Raw genomic sequence first — 24,294 nt, forward strand, 5'->3', positions numbered from 1 at the left:
CACCAGGGTTTGCAGCTGCTGCCGGTCGATTTCGATAAGCAGCTACAGGCTCACCCCAACTACGGGCTACGGCAGCACAGTCTTGTTGAAGAATTCGTCGGCCAACGCAGGATCGAGACGCTTCAACTGTCGATGAGCCTCCATGACCTTGCTGGTCTGGCCTGCTTGCCTATAGGCGACGCCCAGGTTGTTCCAAGCGTGGGCATATTCCGGATTGATGCGCAGGGCCTGCAGGTAGGCTTCGATCGCCTTGGCCGTCTGGCCTGCTTGCCCATAGGCGACGCCCAAGTTGTTCCAAGCCTCGGCCTGTTCCGGATTGATGCGCAGTGCCTGCTGGAAGGCTTCGATCGCCTTGGTCGTCTGGCCTGCTTGCCCATAGGCGATGCCCAGGTCGTTCCAAGCCTCGGCCTGTTCCGGATTGATGCGCAGTGCCTGCTGGTAGGCTTCGATCTCCTTGGTCGTCTGGCCTGCGTTCCTATAGGCGACGCCCAGGTTGTTCCAAGCCTTGGCATGTTCCGGATTGATACGCAGTGCCTGCTGGAAGGCTTCGATCGCCTTGGCCGTCTGGCCTGCTTGCCTATAGACGACGCCCAGGTTGTTCCAAGCCTCGGCCTGTTCCGGATTGATGCGCAGGGCCTGCTGGAAGGCTTCGATCGCCTTGGTCGTCTGGCCTGCTTGCCCATAGGCGAAGCCCAGGCTGTACCAAGCCATCGAATCTTGTGATTGTGCCCGTGTCCAGGCCTGTGCGTGTTTCAGCAGTCCCGGCCAGTCTTTCTCGCCCTCAAGCTCCAACGCCTTGTTGAGCCACGAGATCGCGGGCTGCGCGGTCGGCTTCGTGCTGCGCTGCGGCAGTGCCTTGATCCACTCCACCGGCACGGCGAAGTTCAACTGCTGTCCGCCACCGAGGTAGAAGGTCGGCAGGCCGATCAGCCGTCCTTCTTCATCGAACAGCCCGCCGCCGCTGGAACCGGGCGAGATCGGTGCGCTGATTTGCAGGTAGCGCCCGCCCGTCACTTCGCGCAAGCTGGAGATGATGCCTTCGGACAGCGTGAGTTCCAGCCCCTGCGGTGCACCGATGGCGAAGACCTTCTGCCCGACCTTGAGCGGTTTTGTGCTGCCCAGCACTGCCGCAGGCGCATCGAAACCCGTGACGTTCAGGCTGCACACGTCGTGGTCGTAGTCGGAATGCTTGAGCGTGGCCGAATACTCCCGTCCCCGGTGCTCGACCGACAGCGTGGCGGATTTCTCGATGACGTGGCAGTTGGTGACGATCTCATCCTTCGAGAGCACCACGCCGCTGCCGAGGCTCTGGGGCTTGCCCTGGTTGTCCATGCCATGCACCACGACGATGCTGGACGAGACGGACTCGAACAGTTCGGTGGGCGATTTCGCCTGAACGACTGCCGAAACGGGCAAGGCAGCAAGTGCCATAACAACGGAAAAAAATCGGATCACGGTGCGTCATCCTCGGCCAAGTATCGGAAGGGCAGAATCGTAACTCGCTGTAGCGCTGAATAAATCCATCCGCCGCTTCAAGGGGGCAGCCCGCCGTAGGCTGGGAGAAGGCTGCCAAGCCGTAACCCATCACCCGGGGCCGGGCGCACGCCTGCCCCTGGCAGTCCGGCTGCGTGTACCTACTCTTGCGAATTGGTGGGTTTCGCGGCGCTCTGCCCATCCGACGCGCTGTCCTGCGGGCTGCGGCTCTGATACGGGACTGACGCAGCCCGTTGCGGCAGGTCCTTCCTTCGCTGGTGCAACCGACGAGGGCCGCTGCAGATCGCGGGGCCCGATCAGGCCAGCGCGGCCTCGATATCCGCCTCGATCTTGTCGGGCTTGGTGGCCGGCGCGTAGCGTTTGATGACCTTGCCGTCGCGGCCGACCAGGAACTTGGTGAAATTCCACTTGATGGCCTCGCTGCCGAGCACCCCCGGCGCCGCGGACTTGAGCAGGCGATACAGCGGGTGGGCACCGTCGCCGTTGACCTCGATCTTCTCGAACATCGGGAAGCTGACGTCGTAGCGGGTGCTGCAGAAATTGGCGATTTCCTGCGCGTCGCCCGGCTCCTGCTTGCCGAACTGGTTGCACGGAAAGCCCAGAATCTGCAAGCCGCGATCCTTGAACTTGCGATACACCGCTTCGAGTGCCTGGTACTGCGGCGTGAAGCCGCACTTGCTGGCGGTGTTCACGATCAGCAGGGCCTTGCCCTTGAACTGGTCCAGCGTCACGGGCTCGCCGTTCAGCCGTTTTGCTTCGACGTCGTAGATGCTTGCCATGGGGACGCCTCCTGGGCGAGGTTTAGCGTCAGGGTGGTCGCTGTCGGCCGTTTGTCATCGGGGCGGTCGCGCCGGTCCTGCGGCGGTCGGTATTCCGGCGCGTCGGCTGCCGCCGCAGTGGCCATGTCCGATAGTACGGCTGGAGCCTGCGCCGCGCATGCGGCGGGTCGCATCGAGGCTCCGCCGATCGAGGCCGCCTTCCATGTCGGGGCTTGGCGGGCCGTTCATCCGCTGTGGCATGATTGCGCCGCATTTCCCCCGCCGCTTATCGACCCGCCCCGCCGACCCAGCATGACCGTGCGGTCCCGCCAAGCCTTACCGAAGTTGCTGACGCTGCTGCTGGCCTTGTTGCTGGTGGCATTGCAGACGGGCGGCATGCTGCACGCGCTGGGCCATCTGTCGCACGACCAGCGGACCGACTCACCCGCGGTGCCGCAGCATGCGGTGTGCGTGCTGTGCGTGGCCTATGTCGGCCACGACGGCGCACTGGCGCCGGCACCGCCGGCGGTCGTGTCCCTGGACACGGTCGCACCGGCACCGGTCGCGCTGCGGCCCCACGTTTTCCTTCCTCCTGTTGCTCTCCCGTATCAGGTTCGCGCGCCGCCGGCATACGCCGTCGTCTGAAACCTGATCGGCGGCCATCGGCCGCCGCGACCAATGGCCCGTTTGTCGGGCCGTCACGGGAGTGTTTCCATGTTCCATCGTCTGTTGCTTGCAGCAGGCCTCGCTATCGTGTTGGCGAGCCCTGCCAGGGCCGCATCGCCGGATGAAATATCCGCCCTGCGGGCCGAGTTCGATCGCAAATTCCAGTCCCTGCAAGCCGACTACGAGGCGCGCCTCAAAGTGCTGGAGAGCCGCGTGCAGACGGCCGAAATCAAGGCCGACAACGCCCAGCAGGATGCCGCCGCGAATGCCAGTCCGCCGCCGGTCTCGTCCAACGCCTTCAATCCCGACATTTCGCTGATCCTGCAGGGTGCCTACATCGACCGCGCCGGCGGCGAGCGGCCGATCACCGGTTTCATGCCGGCCGGCGAGCACGCGCACGGCGAGCGCGGCTTCACCCTGGACCACACAGAGGTGGTGGCCAGCGCCAACGTCGATCCGTACTCGCGCGCCTTCGTCAATCTGGCGCTGGCGGACGAAGAAGTCGAGGTCGAGGAAGCCTGGTTCCAGAGCCTGCGTCTGGGCCACGGGCTGACGGTCAAGGGTGGCCGCTTCCGGTCCGGCATCGGTTACCAGAACGAAAAACACCCGCACGCCTGGGACTTTGCCGACAACAACCTGATGTACTCGGCGCTGTTCGGCGAAGCGCTGAAACAGGACGGTGTGCAAGTGCGCTGGCTGGCGCCGACCGAGCTGTTCCTGGAACTGGGCGCCGAAGTGGCCAAGGGACAGTTCTTTCCCGGCTCGGATGGCGGCGCGGACAAGAACGGCGCCGGCGCCTGGGCCGCTTTTGCCCATGTCGGTGGCGATGTCGGTATCGCGCATTCCTGGCGCGCCGGCGTGTCCTACCTGCGCGCATCGCCCCGGGAGCGTGAGGCCTTCCTGGACGACATCAATGACTTCGAGGCGCTGACGGCGTTCTCGGGCCGGTCCAGTGCCTGGCTGGCCGACTTCGTCTGGAAATGGGCGCCGGACGGCAATCCGCGGCAGCGCAATTTCATCTTCGCGGCGGAGTATTTCGATCGCGACGAGGACGGGGACCTGCTGTGCCAGGACGATTCCGCGGCGGGCGGCGCCTGCCTGGGTCTGACGGACCGCTATGACAGCGCCCAGTCGGGCGGCTACGTGCAGGCCATCTATCAGTTCATGCCGCGCTGGCGCACCGGCCTGCGCTATGACCGGCTGGATGGGGGGTCGGTCGATTTGGGCGCCAACGGGGCCTTCTTCGACAGCGCCGATTTCGACCCGAGCCGCTGGAGCCTCATGACCGACTACTCGCCCTCGGAGTTCTCGCGCTTTCGGCTGCAATTCGCACGGGACAAGTCGTTCCAGGATGACCCCGACAATCAGGTCATCCTGCAATACATCATGAGCATCGGCGCGCACGGCGCCCACAAATTCTGAAGGAAAACGACCATGAAGCACTTGATAGCCATGAGCTTGATCCTGCTGGGCCTGGCCGCTCCCGCGGCCCGGGCGGCGCTCAACGTGCTGAGCTGCGAGCCGGAATGGGCCGCGTTGGCCCAGGAACTGGGCGGCGATTTGGTAGAAGTCAGTTCCGCCACCACCGCGCTGCAGGATCCGCACCATATCGAGGCACGCCCGTCCCTGCTGGCCCGGGCGCGCCGCGCGGACCTGCTGATCTGCACTGGCGCCGAGCTGGAGACCGGCTGGCTGCCGCTGTTGCAGCGCGAGGCCGGCAATGCGCGCATCCAGCCCGGCCAACCGGGTTATTTCGAAGCGGCGCGCTTTGCCCGCATCATCGAGCGGCCGACGGCGCTCAATCGGGCGCAGGGCGACGTGCACGCCGCCGGTAACCCGCACCTGCATCTGGACCCGCGCAACATTGCCCGGGTGGCGGACGGTATGGCCAAGCGCCTGGCCGACCTGGACCCGGCAAACGGCGCCCGCTATGCGCAGCGCAACGCGGACTTCCAGGGCCACTGGGCGGCGGCTATGGCGCGCTGGGAGCAGCAGGGCGCGCGCCTGCGGGGCGCGCCAGTGGTGGTGCATCACCGTAACCTGAGTTACCTCGTCGACTGGTTGGGTCTGGCCGTGATCGGCGAGCTCGAGCCCAAGCCCGGCATGGAGCCGACCGCCGGCCACCTTGCCGAATTGCTCGAGACGCTCAAGGCCACGCCGGCCAGAATGGTGCTGCGCGCTGCCTACGAGTCGCCCAAGGCGTCCGCGTGGCTGGCCAGCCGGGCCAATATCCCGGCCATGGAACTGCCCTACACGGTCGGCGGCTCGCCGGGCGCAAAGGATCTGTTAGGTCTGTTCGACGACACCCTGAATCGCCTGTTGCAGGCCGCGCCATGACCCTTGACGGCCTGCAACCGACCATCCTGCTGCCGGCCTTTGCCGCCGGCCTGCTGGTGCTGGCCAGCCATGTGCCGCTGGGCAGGGAGGTGCTGCGCAGGGGGATCATCTTCATTGATCTGGCCATCGCGCAGATCGCGGGTCTGGGTATCGTCATTGCGAGCACGCTCGGCTTCGAGGTGAACGGCTGGCGCACCCAGCTCAGCGCGGTGATCGCCGCCCTGGCCGGCGCGCTGTGCCTGCGCTGGATGGAGAAGAAAAACCCGGCGCACCTGGAAGCGGTGATCGGCGTCAGCTTCGTGGCAGCGGCCTGCGCCGCCATCCTGTTGATGAGCCACGACCCGCACGCCGGCGAGCACCTGCAGGATTTGCTGGTCGGGCAGATTCTGTGGACCACCTGGGCCGGCCTGCTGCCGCTGGCGCTGGTCACGGCCGGCGTGTTGGCAGGCTGGTTCGGCGGCAATCTGAAAGCCTCGCCGCTCGGCTTCTATCTGCTGTTCGCGCTCACCATTACGGCCTCGGTGCAGGTGGTCGGCGTGTACCTGGTATTCGCCAGCCTGATCGTGCCGGCACTGGCGGCGGGGCGGCTGTGGCGCGCGTATGCGATTGGGATTGCCGGCTACGCAATGGGACTGACGGCGTCGGGACTGTTGGACCTGCCGGCCGGGGCGACAGTGGTGCTGGCGTTGGTGGTTGTGGCGGCGCTCAGCGCGGCATTGGTGCCGGCCGGGAATCACGCGCAGCCCTGAGCGGGTTTCACGCCGGCATCCGGCGCGCCAATCCGCTATGCGCTGCGCTTCATGCGAGCGCCGATGCGCGCCACCTGGACCACGTTGCCCCGGGTCTGCACGATTTCGACCGGGTACTCGCCCAGCAACAGGCTGGTGGCGGGCGTGGGGATGTCTTCCAGGTGCTCCAGGATGGCGCCGTTCAGGGTCTTGGCGTCGCTCAGGGGCAGGTCCCAGCCCATGGTACGGTTCAGTTCCCGCACGCTGGCGCTGCCGGCCACCAGATAGGAACCATCCGGTTGCGGGTGCACGTCGGTTTTGGCTGCCGTCGGCGTGTCGGTGAACTCGCCGATGATCTCGCCCAGGATGTCCTCGACCGTGACCAGGCCGACGGTGTCGCCGTACTCGTTGACCACCAGCGCCAAGCGCTCGTGTTCGGTCTGGAACTGCAGCAACTGCTGCGTCAGCACGGTACCCTCGGGCACGTAGTAGGGCTCCTGCAGCAGGGTTTGCAGGCGCTGTGCGTCGAAGTACTGGTCAGCCAGCAGGTGCATCACGCGGCGCAGGTGCAGGATGCCCAGCACCTGGTCGAGCGAGCCGCGGCACACCGGCAGCCGGGTATGGGTGCTGTTGCGCAGCTGCTCCAGCAGGTCCGGCCAGCTGTCGTCAAGGTCCAGATAACGCACCTCGTGGCGGTGCACCATCACGTCCTCGACCACTACGCTTTCAAGGTCCAGGATGCGCAGCAGCATGCCGCGATGACGGGGCGAGAAGTGCTGCCCGGCCTCGAACAGCAGGCTGCGCAATTCCTCGCGACCCAGCGCGTCAGGCGCGGCGTCGCCGGTGCGCACGCCCAGCAGGCGCAGTACGCCGTTGGCGACGAAATTCACGCTGACCACGATCGGCAGCAACACCGACATCAGCGCCGACAGCGCGTAGGCGGCCGGAAATCCGACCCGCTCCGGGTGCAGTGCGGCCAGTGTCTTGGGGGCGACCTCACCGAAGATGAGTGCAAAGATGGTCAGCACACCGGCCATCAGCGCGATGGCTCCATCGCCCCACACCTGCAGGGCGATCAGCGTGGCAGCGCTGGAGGCCAGGATGTCGCAGAAGTTGTTGCCCAGCTGCACCAGGCCGATGAAACGGTCCGGCTGACGCAGCAGTGCGTCGGCGCGGCGGGCACCGGGGTGGCCGGCGCGTACCAGATGTCGCAAGCGATAGCGGTTAAGGGACAGCAGCGCCGTTTCGGCGGCGGCAAACAGGCCCGATAACAGAACCAGCCCAATCAGCGCCGCAATCAGCAGCGCCAGGGGTAAGTCGTCGTCCAAGCAGGATCAGGCCTCGTGTGGCAACAGGATGGCCCGATCATCGGCAGCCGACGTGGCGGCTGTCAAGGCGGCCCCCGGAGGCGCCGGCTCGATCGATGTGCCCGCCCGGTCGATCGCCAGTGGCACGGCCAGCTGCAGGCCCGCGCGATAGTGACCGGCCGCCGTCTCGGGCTGACCGATTTGCTCCAGCAACTGCGCCAGTTCGAGGTGGCCTTGCGCGGTCGGCGCCAGCAGCAGGCTACTGTCGAAATAGGCCTGTGCCTTGGCCCACAGCCGTGCCCGTCGGGCCAGCCGGCCCAATGCCAACAGCAGCGTCGGATCGCCCGCATGCGCTGCCAGCCAGCGTTCCGCCACCGACAGCTGGCGCTGCGGGTCATCGCCCGCGTAGCGTCCGAAGGCATCGACCGCTGCCGGTTGCCAGTCGTCGAGCAGCAGCTGGCCAAGCACTTCCTGTGCGGCATCGTGCCGGCCGACCCGGCACAGCGCCTGTGCGTAGGCGAGCTGCGCCCGGCCGTCACGGCGCAGGCGCCGGCTCAGTTGCGGCCACAGCAGGTCTGGCACTTCGCTGTCGGCGAGGCGCGCGCAGGCGATGTCGACTTCCTGGCGAGCTGCTTCGGCGGCGTCGATGACGCCAGCGCGTCGCAGGCGCGGCAGCAGATCGTGCAGGGTCTGCCAGTCATGACGCTGGCGCGCCAGATGCGCCTGGAGCTGCAGCAGGCGCGGACTGTCGTGATCGGGCAGGTCCTTGAGCGTGGCCGCCGCGGCGGTGGTGTCGCCCGCATCGAGCTGGGCCTGTGCCTGCAGATGCGCGATGGCCAGTCGGGCGTGGGGTGCTGCCGCCCGGGCGGCGGCGAACTCGCGCTCGCGGCCGGCTGCATCCGCGCGCAGCCTTGCCAGATGAGCCAGCGCCAGGGCGTGCAGGACCGGCGCTGCTGCCGCGCGCCGGCTGCGCTGAAGCAGTTTTTGCGCTTGCGGGTAACGGCCTTCGAGCAACGCGAGGACACCCGCCGCGAGGTCCGCTTCGGACTGCTCACGGCGGCGCAGCTGGCGTCCGAGTCGCCGCCGCAGCAAGGCCTGGCGGGTCCGGTAGGCGGTGCCCAGCAGCCAGTGCAGAAGGCCGAACAGCAACAGCGCGAGGACCAGCGCCAGCAGCAGGCTGCGAATCTCGATCCGCCAATCCCCCCACGCCAGCAGCAGGTATCCCGGTTGCCCGGCCACCACGCTGGCCGCCAGCACGCCGGCCGCGGCCGCCAGCAGCAGCCACAGCAGGCGCCTCATGGCATGCGGTCCGTGCTCACGGCGCGGCGCAGCGCTTCGAGTTGCTCATCGAGGCCGGACAGATCCGGCAGCGGCGGGCGAAGGTCGATGCCGGCCAGACGGGTCAGCGAGGCCAGGGCTTCGGCGGTGGCCGGCTGGCTGGTGTCCAGATACGCGTCGGCCCAGCTGCGCAGGTCGGCCAGTTCTGACTGCAGGGCGAGGCTATCGCGCCGGTGCAGGGCGAAGTCGGCGGCGGTCAGCTTCAAGGCCAGTTGCTGTCGCAGATACGCATGTTCCTGCGGTCGCAGCAGCGGTTGCACTGGCGTGCCGACGCGCTGTACCACGATGATGTCCCCCAGCTGATTCCAGACCTGCTGCACCGTGCCGCGCCAGCCGGACGGGGCGGCTGCGACAGCCGTCGTGCCCGGTTCCCGCAGGGCGGCGGTGCGCAGGGCGGCGGCAACCTGCGCCAGTTCCTGGCCAAGCGCGTTCACGTCCGGCACCTGCACCTTCTCCAATGCGGCGCGGGCACTGGAGATCGCCCGGCGCAGGTCGTCGCTGTGGGGGACAGCCTCCAGACTGGCACTGGCCAGGCCAAGTGCCAGTGCGGCTCGCCCAGGGTCGTAATCCATCCCAGCCGAGCGTTGTGCACCGCGCAGCAGATACGCCACTTCCGCCAGCGACCATTCGGCGAGCTGCGCCGGACCCAGCCGGTCCAGGCGCCTTGCCAGGTCGCGGCTGCGGGCTTCGAGGGTGGCAACGTCGTCGTTCACGGTGGCCTGCCAGGCGTCGAGTGCATCCAGGCGCCGCGCCAGTTCGCTCTGATTTGCAGCCTGTTCGGCCAGTTGTGCCCGCAGCGGCAGCCAGATGCGCAACCACACGCCCGCGCCGGCGAGGACCAGCGCCACGAGCACCAACACGGCGCCCAGCAGCCGCGGAACACGCGATCGCCCCCCGGGCCGACCGACTTTTGCGCCCGCCGCCGCAGGTGGGTCCGCCGCGGTCGGCGACCCGGCCGGTTCTGCCGTTGAATCAGGCACGCTGGGACTGCGGGTGTGCGAGCGGCGGCGCCGGCACCCGGCACGCCAATTCCTCCAGCGCCAGGCGGTAGACCTCGCGTTTGAAGTTGACGATCTGCGTCAGCGGGGCCCAGTAATCGACCCAGCGCCAGGCATCGAACTCCGGGGTGCCATCGGCGTCGAGGCGGATGCGCTCCTCGCCCGCGGTCAGGCGCAGCAGGTACCACAGCTGTTTCTGGCCGATGCACGGCGGCCGGTCGCGCCGCACATAGCGGCGCGGGATCATGTAACGCAGCCAGCCCTGGGTGGCGCCCAGCAGTTCCACGTCCTCACAGGTCAGGCCGACCTCTTCCCGCAGCTCGCGATACAGCGCCTGTTCGGGCGACTCTCGGTGCTTGATGCCGCCCTGGGGGAACTGCCACGCGTTCTGGCCGATGCGCCGGCCCCAGAACACGAGGCCAGCGTCGTTGACCAGGATGATGCCGACGTTTGCCCGGAAGCCTTCCGCATCGATCATGGCGCGATCCTTCTGCTATTGCGTACGCTGCCGGCAAGGGCCGAAGCCTTGGCACGGCACTGTAAACTTGCGGTCGATGTTAGCACGCAGCCCTACCTGGAACGGCCCCGAATGGCCCGCACGCTTGCCCTGTTCGATCTGGACAACACCTTGCTGACCGACGATAGCGACTACCTGTGGGGGCGCTATCTGTCCGACGCCGGCTTGGTCGACGGCCCCGCCTACGAGGCCCAGAACGCGCGCTATTACGCCCTGTACAAGGCCGGCGACCTGGACATCCACGAATTTCTGGCCTTTGCGCTGCGCCCGTTGCGGGAGCTGCCCCTGGCGCGCCTGCTCGAGCTGCGCGAGCGTTTCGTGGCCGAGTGGATCGTCCCGCGGGTGGCGCCGGGGGCGAGGGCCCTGATCGAGCGCCACCGCCGCGATGGCCACATGCCGGTCATCATTACGGCCACTAACCGTTTCGTGACCGGGCCGATCGCCGGCCTGCTGGGCGTGCCGGCGTTGATCGCCACCGAGCCGGAGCGTGACGCGGAAGGTTTCACCGGGCGCGCGCTGGACCCGCCCTGTTTTCAGGCCGGCAAGGTGGCTCGCCTCAAGGCCTGGCAAAGCCGCTATGGCTACGCCGGTGCGTACACCTATTTCTATAGCGATTCCCACAACGATCTGCCGCTGCTGGAGCAGGTGGATGTGCCGGTCGTGGTGGATGCGGACCCGCAACTGACGGCGATTGCCGCCGCCCGTGGCTGGTCGCAGATCAGCCTGCGCGGGGTGCCCTGAGCGTGCTGCGCGGCAGCCGGGCCGGCGCCGCTGGGGGTCTGCTATCATCGTCGCCGCTCGTGGGTGATCCGCCGTGGTGTTCAGGCACACGGCAATGCCCCACGAACATGCAACGCCCCGCACCCGCCGGGGCGTTTTGTTAACCGTCCGCGCCTGGGCTTAACTTACGTTGCGCTACTCCAATTCAGCGGTTTTTCGACGGGCGTGCACGGCCGTCGTCGGGCTTTATGCAGTGCTCCTGAGCGTGGCCGGGCAGGCGGCGGTGAGCCAGCCGAGCGATGCCCAGTGCGGCAGCGCATTCGAGTTCATCGGTCCCGATCCGGCGGTGGCGGCGCGGGCCAAGGCGAGCGGTCAGCCGATCTACGTGGTAGCCGACTCGTCGGAAGCCCAGCCCTCGGGGGATATTTTGCTCAGCGGCCAGGCGGCCATCGTCAAGGGCGATCGTCAGCTCAACGCCGACGAGGTCACGTTCAACCGCGACAGCCAGGCGGCGGTGGCCACCGGCGCGGTGGTGTTCGGCGACAGCCGCATGATGCTCGAGGGCAGCAGCCTGTCCTACAACATCGACGCCGACCAGGGCACCATCGAGAACGCCAGCTATGCGCTGCGCGAGAAGCGGGCGCGGGGTCGCGCCACGCGCATCATTCGCCGCGATGCCAGCCGGCATACGCTGGAAGGCGCTTTCTACACCACCTGTCCGCCGGGCAAGCGCGACTGGGCGGTGCGCTCGACCAAGGTCGATCTGGATTTTGACGCCGGCAAAGGCTCGGCGCGCAACGTGGTGCTGGACTTCAAGGGCATACCGATCCTGTACAGCCCGTATTTCAGCTTTCCGCTCTCCGACAAGCGCAAGTCGGGTTTCCTGGCGCCAAGCGCCGGCAATTCCGACGAAATCGGTTTCGAGCTGCGGGCGCCGTACTACCTGAACCTGGCGCCCAACTACGACGCCACCATCACCCCCCGCTACATGAGCAAGCGCGGGTTGATGATGGAGGGGCTGGGGCGCTACCTGTTCACTGACGTGCAGGGCGAGATCGGCGGCAGTTTCCTGCCGTCCGACAAGGTTGCCGACCGCAACCGCAACGCCCTGTTCATGTCCCAGTCAGGCGCCTTCACGCCGCGCTGGACGCATTACCTCACCTACAACAGCGTGTCCGATGACGCCTATTTCGAGGACTTCGGTAACGGCATCAGCGATGTAAGCACCACCCACTTGCAGCGCCTGGCAAACACCACCTACAACGGTGACAACTGGCGTGTCATGGGGCAGGTCGAGACCTATCAGACCCTCAGCGGCACGCGGCCGTACCGGCGCCTGCCGCAGCTGATGTTCAACACATCCGGCTTCACGTTCGGTGGCCTGAATTACGCACTGGACAGCGAGTACACCGCCTACGACCACCCGGACCTGGTCGATGGCACGCGCCTGGACCTGTATCCCAGCATCAGCCTGCCGTGGGAGCGGGCGGCGTTTCGGATCGAGCCACGGGTCGGCTTTCGCTACACGCAGTACCAGCTGAACGACCAGTTGCCGGGGCTGGACGATGCGCCGAGCCGCTCGGTGCCGATCCTCAGCCTGGACAGCGGGCTGTTTTTCGAGCGTGACCTCGACCTGTGGGGCGTGAGCGCGCAGCAGACGCTCGAACCGCGGCTGTTCTATCTGTACATCCCGCAGCGGGACCAGGACGACATTCCCGTGTTCGACACCGGCGATACGGATTTCAGCTTCCAGTCGCTGTTTCGTACCAACCGCTTTTCTGGCCCGGATCGCCAGGGCGATGCCAACCAGGTCACGGCGGCCGTCACCAGCCGTTTCCTGAGCGGGACCAGCGGGGTCGAGATGCTGCGCGCGAGCCTCGGCCAGATTCGCTACCTGCGGGATCGCCAGGTCAGCCTGCGCCCGGGCCCAGCGCTGGACAGCCGCGAGTCGGCCATCGTCGGCGAGCTATGGGCGCGCCTGACACGCGCATTGACGGCCAGCGGTGATCTGGAATGGGATCCGGACAGCGGCAGCACGCAGCGTTCCGTGTTTGGCCTGCATTACCGGGGCACGGGCGGCACGCTGCTGAATGCGTCCTATCGCATGCGCCGGGAGCTGCCCAACTTGTCTGCGCCGGGTCTCACCGACAGCCTGGAACAGATCGACCTGTCGGGCGTCGTCCCGCTGGGCCGAAACTGGCAGCTGGTGGGCCGGTCTTACTACTCGCTGCCGGAGTCCAAGATCATCGAGAGCTTCGTCGGTCTGGGTTATGAGAGTTGCTGCTGGGGCGCGCGGGTGGTTACCCGGCGCTACATCCGCAACCTCAGCGGCGAGACCACCAGCGCCATCATGTTCGAGCTCGAACTGAAGGGACTGACCAACATCGGCAACAAAGTGGAAAACCTGCTCACCGAAGGCGTGTTCGGCTACGACCGCAACGCCTACGGCTTCTGATTGCGATCCTGCGGACAAGGCACCCTGACGTGAAACGATTGCTCGCCGTGCTGTGCGCCGTTGTGTTGCCGTGGGCGGCACCGGCGGCCAACCTTGACCGCGTCGTGGCGGTCGTCAACAAGGACGTGATCGTTCAGAGCGAACTCGAGCGCGAGGTGCAGCGCATCCTGGCGGATTTGCGCAGCCGGGGCACGGCCACGCCGCCGCGACGGGAGTTCGAGCGGCAGGTGCTCGAGCACCTGGTAGTGCGGCGCTTGCAGATGCAGCTGGCCGACCAGGCCGGCATCAACATCGGCGACGACGAACTGAATTTCACGCTGCAGAACATCGCCGCCCGCAACAATCTGTCGCTGGCCCAGATGCGCGAGGCAGTCGTCGCCGACGGCGGCAGCTTCGAGGATTTTCGTGAGCAGATCCGCAGCGAGATGCGCATCACCCAGCTGCGCCAGAAGGAAGTCATTTCCCGCATCAACGTGTCCGATGCCGAGGTCGAGCGCTTCCTGGCCGAGGGCGGCGATACCGCCGCCGGCCGCTACCACCTGGCGCACATCCTGATTGCCCTGCCGCCGGACCCGACGCCGGAGCAAGTGCGAAGCATCGAAGCCCAGGCACAGCAGGTGCATTCGGAGCTGATCGCAGGCGCCGATTTCGCCAGCACCGCGGTGGCGGTATCCAAAGGTCAGCAGGCCCTGGAAGGCGGCGATCTGGGCTGGCGCAACGCCGACGAGCTGCCGCCGCCGTTCGTGGCCGCGGTGCGCGATCTGCCGCCCGGCGGCATCAGCGCCGTGATTCCGAGCGCCAGCGGCTTTCACATCCTGAAACTGCTGGAGTCCGATGCCGCCGGCGGCCGTCATGTGGTCGAGCAGACGCATGTCGAACACATCCTGGTCAAGGCCGAGGCCGGGCGCGAGGAGGAGGCACGGGCGCGCATCGAATCCCTGCGCCAGCGCATCCTGGCCGGCGAGGACTTCCATGAACTGGCGCGTACCCATTCCGACGATCCGGGTTCGGCGGTCAAGGGCGGCGACCTGGGCTGGGTCAGCGCCGAGGAAGTGGTTCCGGCATTCTCCAGCGCAATGCAGAGTCTTCCAGAGGGCGAGCTGAGCCAGCCGGTGCAGTCCAACTACGGATTTCATCTGATCCGCGTGCTCGGACGGCGCAGTCACGACGACACTGAAGCGTACCGGCGCGCCCACGCCCGCGACCTGCTGCGGGCGCGCAAGGCAGAAGAAATGACGCAGGCCTGGCTGCAGCGCCTGCGCGACGAGGCGTACGTGGAGCTGCGGCTGTAGGCGCGCAATGATCCGTCTGGCGATCACGGTCGGCGAGCCGGCCGGCATCGGGCCGGACATCTGCCTCGAGCTGGCGCGCACGGCGCAGGCAGCGGACCTCGAACTGACCTTCATCGGCGACGCCGGGCACCTGTTGGCCCGCGCGGCGGCGCTCGGCCAGGCGGTGGGCATCGAGCCGTTCGATCCGCATCAGCCGGCCGCCGCGGCTGCACCCGGCACGCTGCGCGTCTGGCAGGTGGACCTGCCGCGCCCGCCGTCGCCCGGCCGGCCCGATCCTGCCAACGCCCTGGCGCTGCTGGAGGGCCTGGACCTGGCCGTCACCGGCTGCCTCGGCGGCCGCTTCGATGCACTGGTGACCGCGCCGCTGGACAAGGGCGTGATCTGCGACGCCGGCATTCCATTCAGCGGCCATACCGAGTACCTGGCCGCCCGCACCGGCACCGCGCAGGTGGTGATGCTGCTGGTGGCCGGCACGCTGCGCGTGGCGCTGGCCACCACCCATCTGCCGCTGCGGCAGGTGCCGGACGCCCTCAGCGTCGAGGGCCTGGCCGGCACGCTGCGCATCCTGGATCACGACCTGCGCAGCCGGTTTGGCATCGCCCGGCCGCGCATCGCCGTGTGCGGCCTGAATCCCCACGCCGGCGAGCGCGGTCATCTGGGGCGCGAGGAGATCGACCTGATCGCCCCAGCCATCGCCGTCGCGCGCGCACGGGGTCTTGACCTGACCGGGCCGCTGCCCGCTGACACGCTGTTCACGCCCGCGCGCCTGACGCCGTTCGACGCGGTGCTGGCGATGTACCACGACCAGGGCCTGCCGGTGCTCAAGTACGCGGGTTTCGGCCAAGCGGTCAATGTGACGCTGGGGCTGCCGATCATCCGCAGCTCGGTCGACCACGGTACCGCCTACGATCTGGCCGCCACCGGCAAGGCCGACGCTGGCAGCCTGCGCGCGGCCGTGACACTGGCGGCCGAGCTGGTCAGGGCAGGGCGCTGATGCAGCCGGCCAGAAAGCGCTTCGGCCAGAACTTCCTGCACAGCCCGGGCGTGATCGCGCGCATCGTGGCCAGCCTGGCGCCACGGCCGGGGCAGGCGCTGGTCGAGATCGGCCCCGGCCACGGCGCGCTCACCGAGCCGGTGCTGGCCCTGGCCGGGGCGCTGAACGCCATCGAGCTGGACCGGGATCTGGCCGCCGAGCTGCGCACGCGCTTTGCCGGCCGTGGCCTCGACCTCATCGGCGCCGATGCGCTGCGCTTCGACTTCGCCAGCCTGGCGCCGCCCGGCGGACGTCTGCGCATTTTCGGCAACCTGCCGTACAACATCTCGACGCCGCTGCTGTTTCACCTGCTCGATCAACGGGCGGTCATCGGCGACATGCTGTTCATGCTGCAGCGCGAGGTGGTCGACCGCATGGCAGCCGCGCCGGGCGATCCGGACTACGGGCGCCTGTCGGTGATGATCCAGTACGCGTGCGCGGTCGAGGCGCTGTTCATCGTGCCGCCGGGCGCCTTCTGGCCGGCGCCCAAGGTGCAGTCGCGCATCGTGCTGCTGACGCCGTACCTGAATCTGCCGCATCCGGCCGCCGACGAAAGGCGCTTTGCCGAGGTCGTGCAGCGGGCCTTCGCGCAGCGCCGAAAGACCCTGCGCAACAGCCTGTCGGGCGTAGTCACGGAAACTCAGTTCGCTGCGGCGGACATCGACCCGGGGCTACGCCCAGAGGTGCTGTCGGTGGCCGATTTCGTTCGCCTGGCGGACGCCTGAGCGTGCGCATCCCGCGCCTTTATGTCGACCAGCCGCTGGCGAGCGGCGCCGACTGCCCGCTGGACCGGCGGGCGCTCGATCACGCGGTCAAGGTGCTGCGCCTGCGGGCCGGCGATCCGCTGTGCCTGTTCAACGGCCAGGGCGGCGAGTTTTCTGCCGTGCTGGCGCGCGGGGGCGATGGCGCCCTGCTGGCGCAGGTCGGCGAGTTCACCCCGGACCGGCGCGAATCGCCCTTGTCGGTGCGGCTGGTGCAGGGCATCTCGCGCGGCGAGCGCATGGACTACACCCTGCAGAAGGCGGTCGAGCTTGGCGTGACCGACATCGTGCCGGTGGTCACTGAGCGCACCGTGCTGCGCCTGGCCGGCGAGCGGGCCGAGCGCCGCCTGGCGCACTGGCGTGGCGTGATACTGGCCGCCTGCGAGCAGAGCGGGCGCACCCGCGTGCCGGCGGTGGCCGAGCCGCGTGCGTTGTCCGAATACCTGGCCGACCACAGCGCGGACCCGGTGGCGGGCGCTGGCCTGTTGCTGGACTGGGCCGCGCCGGACGCACTCACCGACCTGGGTGCCCTGACCGGACCGGTTAGCGTGCTGATCGGGCCCGAGGGCGGACTCGCGGCGGCCGAACGCCAGGCCGCGCTGGCTGCCGGCTACCGGCCGGTGCGCCTGGGGCCGCGAATTTTGCGGACCGAAACGGCCGCAGTCGTGGCGCTGGCCGTGTTGCAGGCGCTGGCCGGCGATCTTGGCGGTCGCCAGGGCGGGGCTGGCGCTGATCGGTAATAAGGGCGCTGCACGTGCTCCACGTGCATCAATCGACACAGCGAGCCTGATCATGCCTATTCGTCCAGCACACGTTGCAACAATGCTCGCCGCCGCCCTGCTGCTGGCGAATGCGCCCGCCGGCGCCGCGCTGTCGGCTGGCGATGCGGCTGCCGTCTTCAAGGCCGCCGGCTTCACCAAGGCTGCCGACGGGCGTTACATCCGCTGCGTGGAGGAAACGCCGACCGCGTCCTACACGCCAGGGGCGATCGAAGAGGTCGACGTCAACGGCGATGGCCAGCCGGAAGCCTTCGTCACCGAGAGCAGCATGTTCTGCTACGGCTCGCCGCACACCTTCTTTGGCCTGGTGGCCAAGCGAGCGGGCGGCTGGACCATGCTGCTCGACGACGTCGGCACGCCGGTGGTGCTCGACACCCGTCGCAGTGGCTGGGCCGATGTCGAGGTCGGCGGCCCCGGCTTCGGGGCGATGCCGGTGTGGCGGTGGAACGGCCAGGCCTACCAACGCAAGACGCCCGGCGAGTGACGCCGTCCCGGCGCTGCGGAAAACGCTGATTGCGTCAGCGTTTCCCCAAGCCGTAAAGCCGCCGTCGATCGTCAGGCTGGCGCCGGTGACGAAGCCGGCCTCGGGACTTGCCGGACAGGCGACCATCCCGGCCACTGCCTTGCCAACTTTTGTCAAAGTGCCTTAGTCTGCGGACATGAGCACGATGAACATTTCCCTGCCCGACAGCCTCAAGTCCTTCGTGGACGAGCAAGTCAGCCAGCGCGGTTACGGTACCAGCAGCGAGTATGTGCGCGAGTTGATCCGCAGGGACCAGGATCGGCTCCAGCTTCGCGGGCTTCTGCTGGCGGGCGCCGCGTCCGCGCCAACCGCCGCGGCCGACGCAGCTTATTTTGATGGCCTGCGTGACCAAGTTCATCAGGCCGCCAAGTCCGGCGCCCGTGGGTGAAGGCGAAGCCGATCGTCCCGCGTGAGCAGGCCAACCGGGACATCGACCAAGCCATCGCGTACTACCTGGCTGAGGATGCCGGGCCGGCAGCGCCTGGATTCATCGACGCCCTGCAGCAGGCCTATGACCACATCGGCCGCCACCCTGCGGACCGGCTCGCCCCGCTACGCGCACGAATTGAACCTGCCGGGCCTGCGCTGCTGGCCGCTGACGCGGTATCCCTATCTGGTTTTCCATGTCGAACGGCCCGACCACGTCGACGTTTGGCGCGTGCTGCATGCCGGACGCGACATCCCGGCGTGGATGCGCGAGCCCGGCGACACCATTTGACGGGCGGTCCGCTCACAAACAGGCGAGGCTTCCTGACCTGTAGCCGCCGATTGTGGCAGCGCATCCCTTGGCTGCGGGAAACGCTGATTGCGTCAGTGTTCTAGGCCGTAAAGCCGCCGTCGATCGTCAGGCTGGCGCCGGTGACGAAGCCGGCCTCGGCGCTTGCAAGATACGCGACCATGCCGGCCACTTCGTCGGCTGTGCCGTAACGCGGCACGGCCAGTATCTGCTCCCGCACGGCGGCGCCAAACTCGCTGTCGGCGGGATTCATGTCGGTGTCGATGGGTCCGGGCTGGACGTTGTTGACGGTGATGCCGCGCGGGCCCAGATCCCGCGCCAGACCCTTGACCAGCCCCACCAGCCCGGCCTTGCTCATGGCGTAGACGGCGCCACCGGCGAAGGGCATGCGCTCGGCGTTGCAGCTGCCGATCATGATGATGCGCCCGCCCGGGCGCATGTGTTTCACGGCCGCCTCGGTGGCAACGAAGGCGGCGCGCAGATTCACGGCCACCGTGCGATCGAACTGCGCCAGCGGAAACTCGCCGGCCGGCGCCATGTGAAACACACCGGCGTTGTTGACCAGGATGTCGATGCCGCCGAGCGTTGCCACGGTTTGCTCCACGGCTGCCACCACGGCGCTGGCGTCTGCACTGTCGGCCTGAATCGCCAGCGCCTGGCCGCCGAAGGCTTGGGCGGCCTGGACGCTGGCCGCGGCCTGCTCGGCGTTGTGGACGTAGGTCAGGGCCACCTGCGCGCCGTCGCGTGCCAGGCGCCGCACGATGGCGGCGCCGATGCCGCGGCTGCCGCCGGTGACCAATGCGCGCATGTTCTTCAGGGCTTGCGTCATGCCGGACCTCGTGATGGGTAAGGAAGCGGATCAGTAACGGCTCGCGCGGCAGGCGCTTCAGGACTGGCCGGAAAGGGCGCCCAGCAATCCGTCGAGCGTGGTGATCGGTGCGCTGCACTGACCGCCCTGGCACAGGTACGCCACGGCTTCGCCCTGTGGCCGGCAGTGGGCGAGCACGCCGGGCAGGTCGGCAGCCTCGGGCGGGATGGCCAGCGTGATGCGCAGCGGCTGGTAGCCGGTGCGGGCGGCGGACAGCCAGGGGTCGAGTGCGCTGGGCGCGCCGCGCAGGATTAGCGTTTGCGGTGGCGTGAGCTGTTCTTCGAGCGCCGTCAGCAGGCTGCAGAAGCCGAGGGGGTGTTCCTGGAAGCGGCCGGCGGCGCCTTGCACGGCACGCGCGGCGGCGTCCAGGTAGCGGCTTTCGCCCAGCAGGTGACCGAGCCGGCCGAGCGCGCGCGCGGCAATGGCGCTGCCGGCCGGCGTGGCGTCGTCGCCCAGCGGCCGGGTGCGCACGATGAGCCGTTCGTGATCGTCGGCGGTATGGAAAAAGCCGCCTCCGTCCGGGTCCTCAAAATGCGCCAGCATCACCTCGGCCAGATCGATCGCAAAGGCCGGATGCTCGCCGTTCCAGCGGGTCTGCAGCAGCTCCAGAAGGCCATCGAGCAGGTAGGCGTGATCGTCCAGATAGGCGGCCAGATACGCCTGCTCGCCCTTGGCGACGGCCTTCAGGCGGCCGTCCTGCCACAGCACGCGGCGGGCAAAATCAGCCGCCGCCGCGGCGGCGTCGATGAAGGCGGTTTCGTTCAGGTGTCGCCCGGCCTGCGCCAGGCCGCCGATCATCAGGCCGTTCCAGCCGGCCAGGATCTTGTCGTCCAGGCCCGGCCGCACGCGCCCGCTGCGGGCGACGAACAGCTTTTGCATGGCGCCGGACAGCACCACGGCCACGCGCTGGGGCGAGAGGCCGACCTCGCTGGCGATGTCCGCCACATCGGTGCAGACGCGCAAATGCCAGCGGTGCTCGAAATTGGGCGTGCTGTCGAGGCCAAAGCGACGGGCCAGGATGGCGTATTCCTCGGCGCTGAGCAGGGCTTTCACCTCGGCCCGATCCCAGGCGTAGAAGCGGCCTTCCTCGCCCTCGGAATCGGCATCCAGCGCCGCGTAAAAGCCGCCGCCCGGCGAGCGCATTTCGCGCAGCACCCACTGGCCGGTGGTATGCAGCACGGCGTCGAAGCGCGCGCTGGCGGTGATCTGCGCCGCCTGTGCGTACAGGCGCAGCAGCTGGCCGTTGTCGGACAGCATTTTCTCGAAGTGCGGGATGCTCCATTCGGCATCGACCGAGTAACGGCAAAAGCCGCCGCCCAGATGGTCGTGGATGCCGCCGCGGGCGATTTGTTCGAGCGTCAGCAGCGCCATGCGCAGCGCCTGTTCGTCGCCGCTGCGGGCGTGTTCGCGCAGGCAGCGCTCGATCAGTGGTGCCTGCGGGAATTTGGGCGCGCCCCCAAAGCCGCCGTTCACGGGGTCGAACAGGCCGCTCAGTTCGGCCATGGCGCGGCGCAGCGGTGCGTCGCCGGCTGCCGCCTTGGCGTCGCCGAGGGTCTGGTTGCCCGCCAGGGCTTCCAGTAACTGGTGGTTCTGCTGGTCGATTTGCGCCCGGTGGCCGCGGTAGTACTCGTCCACCCGGCCCAGCAAATCGGTGAAGGCCGGCAGGCCGTAGCGGGCCTCCTTGGGGAAATAGGTGCCGCCGAAGAACGGCACCTGGTCCGGGGTGAGGAACATGGTCAGCGGCCAGCCGCCGCCGCGACCGGTCAGCATCTGGTGGGCCAGTTGATAGATGCGGTCCAGGTCCGGCCGTTCCTCGCGATCGACCTTGATGTTGACGAACAGGCTGTTCATCACCGCCGCCGTGGCGGGGTCCTCGAAGGACTCGTGCGCCATCACATGGCACCAGTGGCAGGCCGAGTAGCCAATCGACAGCAGGATCGGCTTGTCCTGCGTGCGCGCCAGGGCCAGCGCCGCGTCGCCCCAGGGGTGCCAGTCGACCGGGTTGTGGGCGTGTTGCAGCAGATACGGACTGCACTCGGCAGCCAGGCGGTTGGGCGGGTGGCCGGATGAGATGGTGTTGGACATGGCGACAGGCGGTGGCAAGCGGGGTTGCCGGATCATGCCGGATAATCGGTGCCCATGTTGCACCATCCCGCCATCGATCCGGTCGCCCTGCACCTTGGCCCACTGGCCATCCGCTGGTATGGCCTCATGTACCTGGTCGGTTTCGCGGCCGCCTGGTGGCTGGGTCGAAGGCGCGCGCAGCGCCCCGGCAGCGGCTGGCAGGCGAGCGAGCTCGGCGACCTGATTTTCTACTGCGCCATGGGCGCCGTGCTCGGCGGGCGCATCGGCTATGTGCTGTTCTATCAGCCCGCTTACTACCTGTCTCATCCGGCAGCCATCCTGCAGGCCTGGGAGGGCGGCATGTCCTTCCACGGCGGGCTGATCGGCGTGCTGTTGGCGTGCTGGCTGTTCGGGCGCAAGACCGGCCGCGGTTTCTTCACGGTGACCGATTTTGCGGCGCCGCTGGTGCCGACCGGGCTGCTGGCCGGGCGGCTTGGCAACTTCATCAACGGCGAGCTGTGGGGGCGGGTCACGGACCTGCCCTGGGGCATGGTGTTCGAGGGCGCCGGGCCGCTGCCGCGCCATCCATCGCAGCTTTATCAGGCGGCGCTCGAAGGCGGGCTGCTGTTCGTCATCCTGTGGCTGTATTCGGCCCGGCCACGGCCGGTGATGGCGGTGTCCGGGGTGTTTCTGATCGGCTACGGCACGCTGCGTTTCATCGGTGAATTCGCGCGTGAGCCGGATGCCTTTCTGGGCTTCGTCGCCTTCGACTGGCTGACCATGGGTCAGCTGCTGTGCCTGCCGATGTTGGTCGCGGGAGCGGCGCTGCTGATGCTCAGTCGTCGGCACAGCGCGGCCTGATGCACGGCTTCTTTGCCGAACTGGTCATCATCCTCACCGCCTCGGCGCTGGTGCTGGCGGCGTTCTACCGCCTGCGCCTGCCGCCCACGCTGGGCTATCTGACCACCGGCCTGCTGATCGGGCCCGGTGCGCTCGGTCTGGTGGGCAACCAGGAGGCGGTGCAGTACCTGGCCGAGTTCGGTGTGGTGTTCCTGCTGTTCTCGCTGGGTCTGGAATTTTCGCTGTCGCGCCTGCTGGCCATGCGCCGGCTGGTGTTTGGCCTGGGCGGCGGGCAGGTGCTGATCTGCACGGCGGCGTTCATGGCGGTCGGGCTCGGGTTTGGACTGTCGCCGCCGCTGGCACTGCTGATGGCGGCGGTGCTGGCGCTGTCGTCCACCGCGGTGGTGACGCGCGAGCTGGCCCGCAACGGCGAGCTGTACGCCCGCCACGGCCAGCTCGGCGTCGCGGTGCTGCTGTTTCAGGATCTGGCGGCCGTGCTGTTCCTGATTCTGATCCCGGCCCTGGCCACCGAGGGCGATGGCCTGCCGCTGGTGCTCGCCATTACTGTCGCCAAGGGCCTGGTGCTGTTCGCGGCGCTGATCGGCATCGGCAAGTGGGTGCTGCCGCGGGTGTTCTTCGAGGTCGCCAAGACGCATTCGGATGAGCTGTTCGTGCTCGCCGCGTTGCTGGTGGCCCTGCTCGCCGCGCTGCTGACGGACGCGTTTGGCCTGTCGATGACGCTGGGCGCCTTCATCGCCGGCATGATGCTCGGCGAGAGCCATTTCCGGCACCGCATCGAGGTCGAGATCCGGCCGTTTCGGGATGTGCTGCTGGGCATTTTCTTCGTCAGTGTCGGCATGTTGCTGGTGCCGGCGCAGCTGCTGCCGCGCTGGCCGGCGCTGCTGGGCCTGACGGCGGCCCTGCTGGTGTTCAAGACGGTCATTGTGATGGTGCTGGGGCGTTGGCTGGGCGAGGACCGGCTGACTTCGCTGCGCGCGGCGCTGCTGTTGGCACAGGGCGGTGAATTCGGCTTTGCCCTGCTGGCGGTGGCCGGTACCTACCGCTTGATCGACCCCGGCCAGGCCACGCTGGTGGCCGCCAGCATCGTGCTGAGCATGGGACTGACGCCGCTGATCGTGCGTCACAACGGTCGCATCGCCGCCTGGTTTTTGCGGCACCACCACCCGCTGCCCGCCGCGCAGGCCGATCTTGTCGACGTGAGCGGCGCCACCGGCGCGCTGAGCGGTCACGTCGTCATTTGCGGCTACGGGCGCGTCGGCCAGGCGGTGGGGCGCATCCTGAGCCGCGAGGGCGTCGCGTTCGTCGCCGTGGACGAAGACCCGGTGCGCGTGCAGGAGGCCCTGCTGGGCGGCGAGAACGTGTTCTATGGTGACGCCCGCCGACCTGCGCTGTTGCATGCGCTTGGTATCGCTCGGGCGCGTCTGGTGGTGGTGAGCTTCACCGACCACCGGCAGGCGCTGGCCATCGTGCGGGCGGTGCGCGAGCTGGCCCCCGAGCTGCCGATCCTGGTGCGCACCACCGATGACCGCCACCGGGACATTCTGAAGCAGGCCGGCGTGACCGCCGTGGTGCCGGAAACCTTCGAGGCCAGCCTGACGCTGGCCTCGCACGTGCTGGCGCTGCTCGATTTCCCGATGGAGCGGGTACAGCAAAGCGTGCAGGGCGTGCGCGAGGAGCGTTACGGCGTGCTGCGCGGCTATTTTCACGGTCAGCGCTCGCGCATCGAGGACACGCAGGGCCAGGCCCTCGAAGTGCGCCACGCCGTGCGCCTGCCCGACGATGCGCGCGCGGTCGGCCAGCGCCTGGACGAGCTGGATCTGGCCCGGACCGGCGCCGAGGTGCGCAGCGTGCGCCGCGGTGCAGGCGAACTGACGCCGGCCGATGACTTGCGTCTGCAGGCCGGCGACGCGGTGGTGTTGTTTGGCACTGCCAGCCAGGTGGAGAACGCGGAAAGACGCCTGCTGGGCGGTTAGGGAAAGGCTGAAGTATTCAGCGTTTCCCGCAGCGCAGGGATGCGCTGCCAAAATCAGTGGCTATAAGCCGCTGATTTTGTGAGCCA

The 24,294-nt window shown here is 68.1% G+C and carries 22 protein-coding genes and 2 pseudogenes; 15 read left to right on the top strand and 9 right to left on the bottom strand.

The window, feature by feature from the left end:
- Nucleotides 1–66: 66 nt before the first annotated feature.
- Together H5U26_RS12410 and H5U26_RS12415 are read right to left on the bottom strand one after the other, a co-directional pair.
- A complete protein-coding gene (locus H5U26_RS12410) occupies nt 67–1,455 on the bottom strand; it encodes a tetratricopeptide repeat-containing serine protease family protein (protein WP_290620148.1) in 1,389 nt (462 codons plus the stop codon).
- A gap of 335 nt (nt 1,456–1,790) precedes the next feature.
- The gene (locus H5U26_RS12415) at nt 1,791–2,273 is read right to left on the bottom strand and encodes a glutathione peroxidase (RefSeq protein WP_290620150.1); all 483 of its coding nucleotides are present in this window, start codon (nt 2,271–2,273) and stop codon (nt 1,791–1,793) included.
- A 324-nt stretch (nt 2,274–2,597) separates the two neighbouring features.
- Here H5U26_RS12415 and H5U26_RS12420 point away from each other — a divergent pair, with 324 nt between their 5' ends.
- The 4 genes from H5U26_RS12420 (at nt 2,598) to H5U26_RS12435 (ending at nt 6,004) form a co-directional block, all read left to right on the top strand.
- Nucleotides 2,598–2,897, top strand: a complete 300-nt coding sequence (locus H5U26_RS12420; protein WP_290620152.1) for a DUF2946 family protein — start codon at nt 2,598–2,600, stop codon at nt 2,895–2,897.
- A 69-nt stretch (nt 2,898–2,966) separates the two neighbouring features.
- Nucleotides 2,967–4,340, top strand: coding sequence for a hypothetical protein (locus H5U26_RS12425; protein ID WP_290620154.1), 1,374 nt, complete (start codon nt 2,967–2,969; stop codon nt 4,338–4,340).
- Between the two features lie 12 nt (nt 4,341–4,352).
- The gene (locus H5U26_RS12430; RefSeq protein WP_290620156.1) at nt 4,353–5,255 is read left to right on the top strand and encodes a zinc ABC transporter substrate-binding protein; all 903 of its coding nucleotides are present in this window, start codon (nt 4,353–4,355) and stop codon (nt 5,253–5,255) included.
- Nucleotides 5,252–6,004: a metal ABC transporter permease gene (locus H5U26_RS12435; protein ID WP_290620159.1), complete on the top strand. Its 753-nt coding sequence runs from the start codon at nt 5,252–5,254 to the stop codon at nt 6,002–6,004. Before H5U26_RS12430 ends, H5U26_RS12435 begins: the two co-directional genes overlap by 4 nt.
- Before the next feature lie 35 nt (nt 6,005–6,039).
- Here the strand turns inward: H5U26_RS12435 and H5U26_RS12440 are convergent, their stop codons facing one another.
- The 4 genes from H5U26_RS12440 to H5U26_RS12455 form a co-directional block, all read right to left on the bottom strand.
- A complete protein-coding gene (locus H5U26_RS12440; protein ID WP_290620161.1) occupies nt 6,040–7,311 on the bottom strand; it encodes a CNNM domain-containing protein in 1,272 nt (423 codons plus the stop codon).
- 6 nt (nt 7,312–7,317) lie between these two features.
- Nucleotides 7,318–8,589, bottom strand: coding sequence for a heme biosynthesis HemY N-terminal domain-containing protein (locus tag H5U26_RS12445; protein WP_290620163.1), 1,272 nt, complete (start codon nt 8,587–8,589; stop codon nt 7,318–7,320).
- On the bottom strand, nt 8,586–9,476 hold the full coding sequence (locus tag H5U26_RS12450) for a uroporphyrinogen-III C-methyltransferase (protein WP_290620165.1): 891 nt from the start codon (nt 9,474–9,476) through the stop codon (nt 8,586–8,588). Before H5U26_RS12450 ends, H5U26_RS12445 begins: the two co-directional genes overlap by 4 nt.
- Before the next feature lie 124 nt (nt 9,477–9,600).
- Complete coding sequence (locus tag H5U26_RS12455) at nt 9,601–10,104, bottom strand: RNA pyrophosphohydrolase (protein WP_290620167.1); 504 nt, start codon at nt 10,102–10,104, stop codon at nt 9,601–9,603.
- Between the two features lie 111 nt (nt 10,105–10,215).
- On the opposite strand from H5U26_RS12455, the gene H5U26_RS12460 reads away from it, so the two are divergent.
- From H5U26_RS12460 to H5U26_RS12490, 7 genes are all read left to right on the top strand, one after another.
- Nucleotides 10,216–10,884 (top strand): HAD family hydrolase, encoded by a 669-nt coding sequence (locus H5U26_RS12460; protein WP_290620169.1) that lies wholly within the window; start codon nt 10,216–10,218, stop codon nt 10,882–10,884.
- A 232-nt stretch (nt 10,885–11,116) separates the two neighbouring features.
- Nucleotides 11,117–13,318, top strand: coding sequence for an LPS assembly protein LptD (gene lptD, locus H5U26_RS12465; RefSeq protein WP_290620171.1), 2,202 nt, complete (start codon nt 11,117–11,119; stop codon nt 13,316–13,318).
- A 29-nt stretch (nt 13,319–13,347) separates the two neighbouring features.
- Nucleotides 13,348–14,610: a peptidylprolyl isomerase gene (locus H5U26_RS12470; RefSeq protein WP_290620173.1), complete on the top strand. Its 1,263-nt coding sequence runs from the start codon at nt 13,348–13,350 to the stop codon at nt 14,608–14,610.
- 7 nt (nt 14,611–14,617) lie between these two features.
- Nucleotides 14,618–15,604, top strand: a complete 987-nt coding sequence (gene pdxA, locus H5U26_RS12475) for a 4-hydroxythreonine-4-phosphate dehydrogenase PdxA (RefSeq protein ID WP_290620175.1) — start codon at nt 14,618–14,620, stop codon at nt 15,602–15,604.
- A complete protein-coding gene (gene rsmA / locus H5U26_RS12480) occupies nt 15,604–16,368 on the top strand; it encodes a 16S rRNA (adenine(1518)-N(6)/adenine(1519)-N(6))-dimethyltransferase RsmA (protein WP_290620177.1) in 765 nt (254 codons plus the stop codon). Before pdxA ends, rsmA begins: the two co-directional genes overlap by 1 nt.
- Before the next feature lie 2 nt (nt 16,369–16,370).
- On the top strand, nt 16,371–17,144 hold the full coding sequence (locus H5U26_RS12485; protein ID WP_290620179.1) for a 16S rRNA (uracil(1498)-N(3))-methyltransferase: 774 nt from the start codon (nt 16,371–16,373) through the stop codon (nt 17,142–17,144).
- Between the two features lie 82 nt (nt 17,145–17,226).
- The gene (locus tag H5U26_RS12490) at nt 17,227–17,667 is read left to right on the top strand and encodes a hypothetical protein (protein ID WP_290620181.1); all 441 of its coding nucleotides are present in this window, start codon (nt 17,227–17,229) and stop codon (nt 17,665–17,667) included.
- Nucleotides 17,668–17,715: 48 nt separating this feature from the next.
- On the opposite strand, the pseudogene H5U26_RS14965 reads toward H5U26_RS12490, so the two are convergent.
- Nucleotides 17,716–17,802: pseudogene (locus tag H5U26_RS14965) on the bottom strand (oxidoreductase); the annotation flags it as partial.
- Between the two features lie 40 nt (nt 17,803–17,842).
- Here H5U26_RS14965 and H5U26_RS12495 point away from each other — a divergent pair.
- Nucleotides 17,843–18,094, top strand: coding sequence for a type II toxin-antitoxin system ParD family antitoxin (locus H5U26_RS12495; RefSeq protein ID WP_366055947.1), 252 nt, complete (start codon nt 17,843–17,845; stop codon nt 18,092–18,094).
- Nucleotides 18,091–18,424, top strand: a pseudogene (locus tag H5U26_RS14970) (type II toxin-antitoxin system RelE/ParE family toxin). The gene H5U26_RS12495 and the pseudogene H5U26_RS14970 overlap by 4 nt, the downstream one beginning before the upstream one ends.
- A gap of 100 nt (nt 18,425–18,524) precedes the next feature.
- Here H5U26_RS14970 and H5U26_RS12505 read toward each other — a convergent pair.
- Both H5U26_RS12505 and H5U26_RS12510 read right to left on the bottom strand, forming a co-directional pair.
- Nucleotides 18,525–19,271 (bottom strand): 3-oxoacyl-ACP reductase family protein, encoded by a 747-nt coding sequence (locus H5U26_RS12505; RefSeq protein ID WP_290620187.1) that lies wholly within the window; start codon nt 19,269–19,271, stop codon nt 18,525–18,527.
- A 57-nt stretch (nt 19,272–19,328) separates the two neighbouring features.
- On the bottom strand, nt 19,329–21,431 hold the full coding sequence (locus H5U26_RS12510; RefSeq protein WP_290620189.1) for a thioredoxin domain-containing protein: 2,103 nt from the start codon (nt 21,429–21,431) through the stop codon (nt 19,329–19,331).
- An 18-nt stretch (nt 21,432–21,449) separates the two neighbouring features.
- Between H5U26_RS12510 and lgt the strand changes: the two genes are divergently transcribed.
- Nucleotides 21,450–22,235, top strand: a complete 786-nt coding sequence (gene lgt, locus H5U26_RS12515) for a prolipoprotein diacylglyceryl transferase (RefSeq protein WP_290620192.1) — start codon at nt 21,450–21,452, stop codon at nt 22,233–22,235.
- Nucleotides 22,235–24,208 (top strand): monovalent cation:proton antiporter family protein, encoded by a 1,974-nt coding sequence (locus H5U26_RS12520; protein ID WP_290620194.1) that lies wholly within the window; start codon nt 22,235–22,237, stop codon nt 24,206–24,208. The genes lgt and H5U26_RS12520 overlap by 1 nt, the downstream gene beginning before the upstream one ends.
- Nucleotides 24,209–24,294 lie beyond the last annotated feature (86 nt).

The sequence above is a fragment of the Immundisolibacter sp. genome (genome assembly GCF_014359565.1).
Classification (GTDB): Bacteria; Pseudomonadota; Gammaproteobacteria; order Immundisolibacterales; family Immundisolibacteraceae; genus Immundisolibacter.

Coding starts and splice junctions, on each gene's coding strand:
- H5U26_RS12425 (WP_290620154.1), top strand. CDS start 2,967: ATGTTCCATCGTCTGTTGCTTGCAGCAGGCCTCGCTATCGTGTTGGCG.
- H5U26_RS12505 (WP_290620187.1), bottom strand. CDS start 19,271: ATGACGCAAGCCCTGAAGAACATGCGCGCATTGGTCACCGGCGGCAGC.
- H5U26_RS12495 (WP_366055947.1), top strand. CDS start 17,843: ATGAGCACGATGAACATTTCCCTGCCCGACAGCCTCAAGTCCTTCGTG.
- H5U26_RS12435 (WP_290620159.1), top strand. CDS start 5,252: ATGACCCTTGACGGCCTGCAACCGACCATCCTGCTGCCGGCCTTTGCC.
- H5U26_RS12455 (WP_290620167.1), bottom strand. CDS start 10,104: ATGATCGATGCGGAAGGCTTCCGGGCAAACGTCGGCATCATCCTGGTC.
- H5U26_RS12460 (WP_290620169.1), top strand. CDS start 10,216: ATGGCCCGCACGCTTGCCCTGTTCGATCTGGACAACACCTTGCTGACC.
- H5U26_RS12415 (WP_290620150.1), bottom strand. CDS start 2,273: ATGGCAAGCATCTACGACGTCGAAGCAAAACGGCTGAACGGCGAGCCC.
- H5U26_RS12510 (WP_290620189.1), bottom strand. CDS start 21,431: ATGATCCGGCAACCCCGCTTGCCACCGCCTGTCGCCATGTCCAACACC.
- lgt (WP_290620192.1), top strand. CDS start 21,450: ATGTTGCACCATCCCGCCATCGATCCGGTCGCCCTGCACCTTGGCCCA.
- H5U26_RS12430 (WP_290620156.1), top strand. CDS start 4,353: ATGAAGCACTTGATAGCCATGAGCTTGATCCTGCTGGGCCTGGCCGCT.
- H5U26_RS12520 (WP_290620194.1), top strand. CDS start 22,235: ATGCACGGCTTCTTTGCCGAACTGGTCATCATCCTCACCGCCTCGGCG.
- pdxA (WP_290620175.1), top strand. CDS start 14,618: ATGATCCGTCTGGCGATCACGGTCGGCGAGCCGGCCGGCATCGGGCCG.
- H5U26_RS12445 (WP_290620163.1), bottom strand. CDS start 8,589: ATGAGGCGCCTGCTGTGGCTGCTGCTGGCGGCCGCGGCCGGCGTGCTG.
- rsmA (WP_290620177.1), top strand. CDS start 15,604: ATGCAGCCGGCCAGAAAGCGCTTCGGCCAGAACTTCCTGCACAGCCCG.
- H5U26_RS12490 (WP_290620181.1), top strand. CDS start 17,227: ATGCTCGCCGCCGCCCTGCTGCTGGCGAATGCGCCCGCCGGCGCCGCG.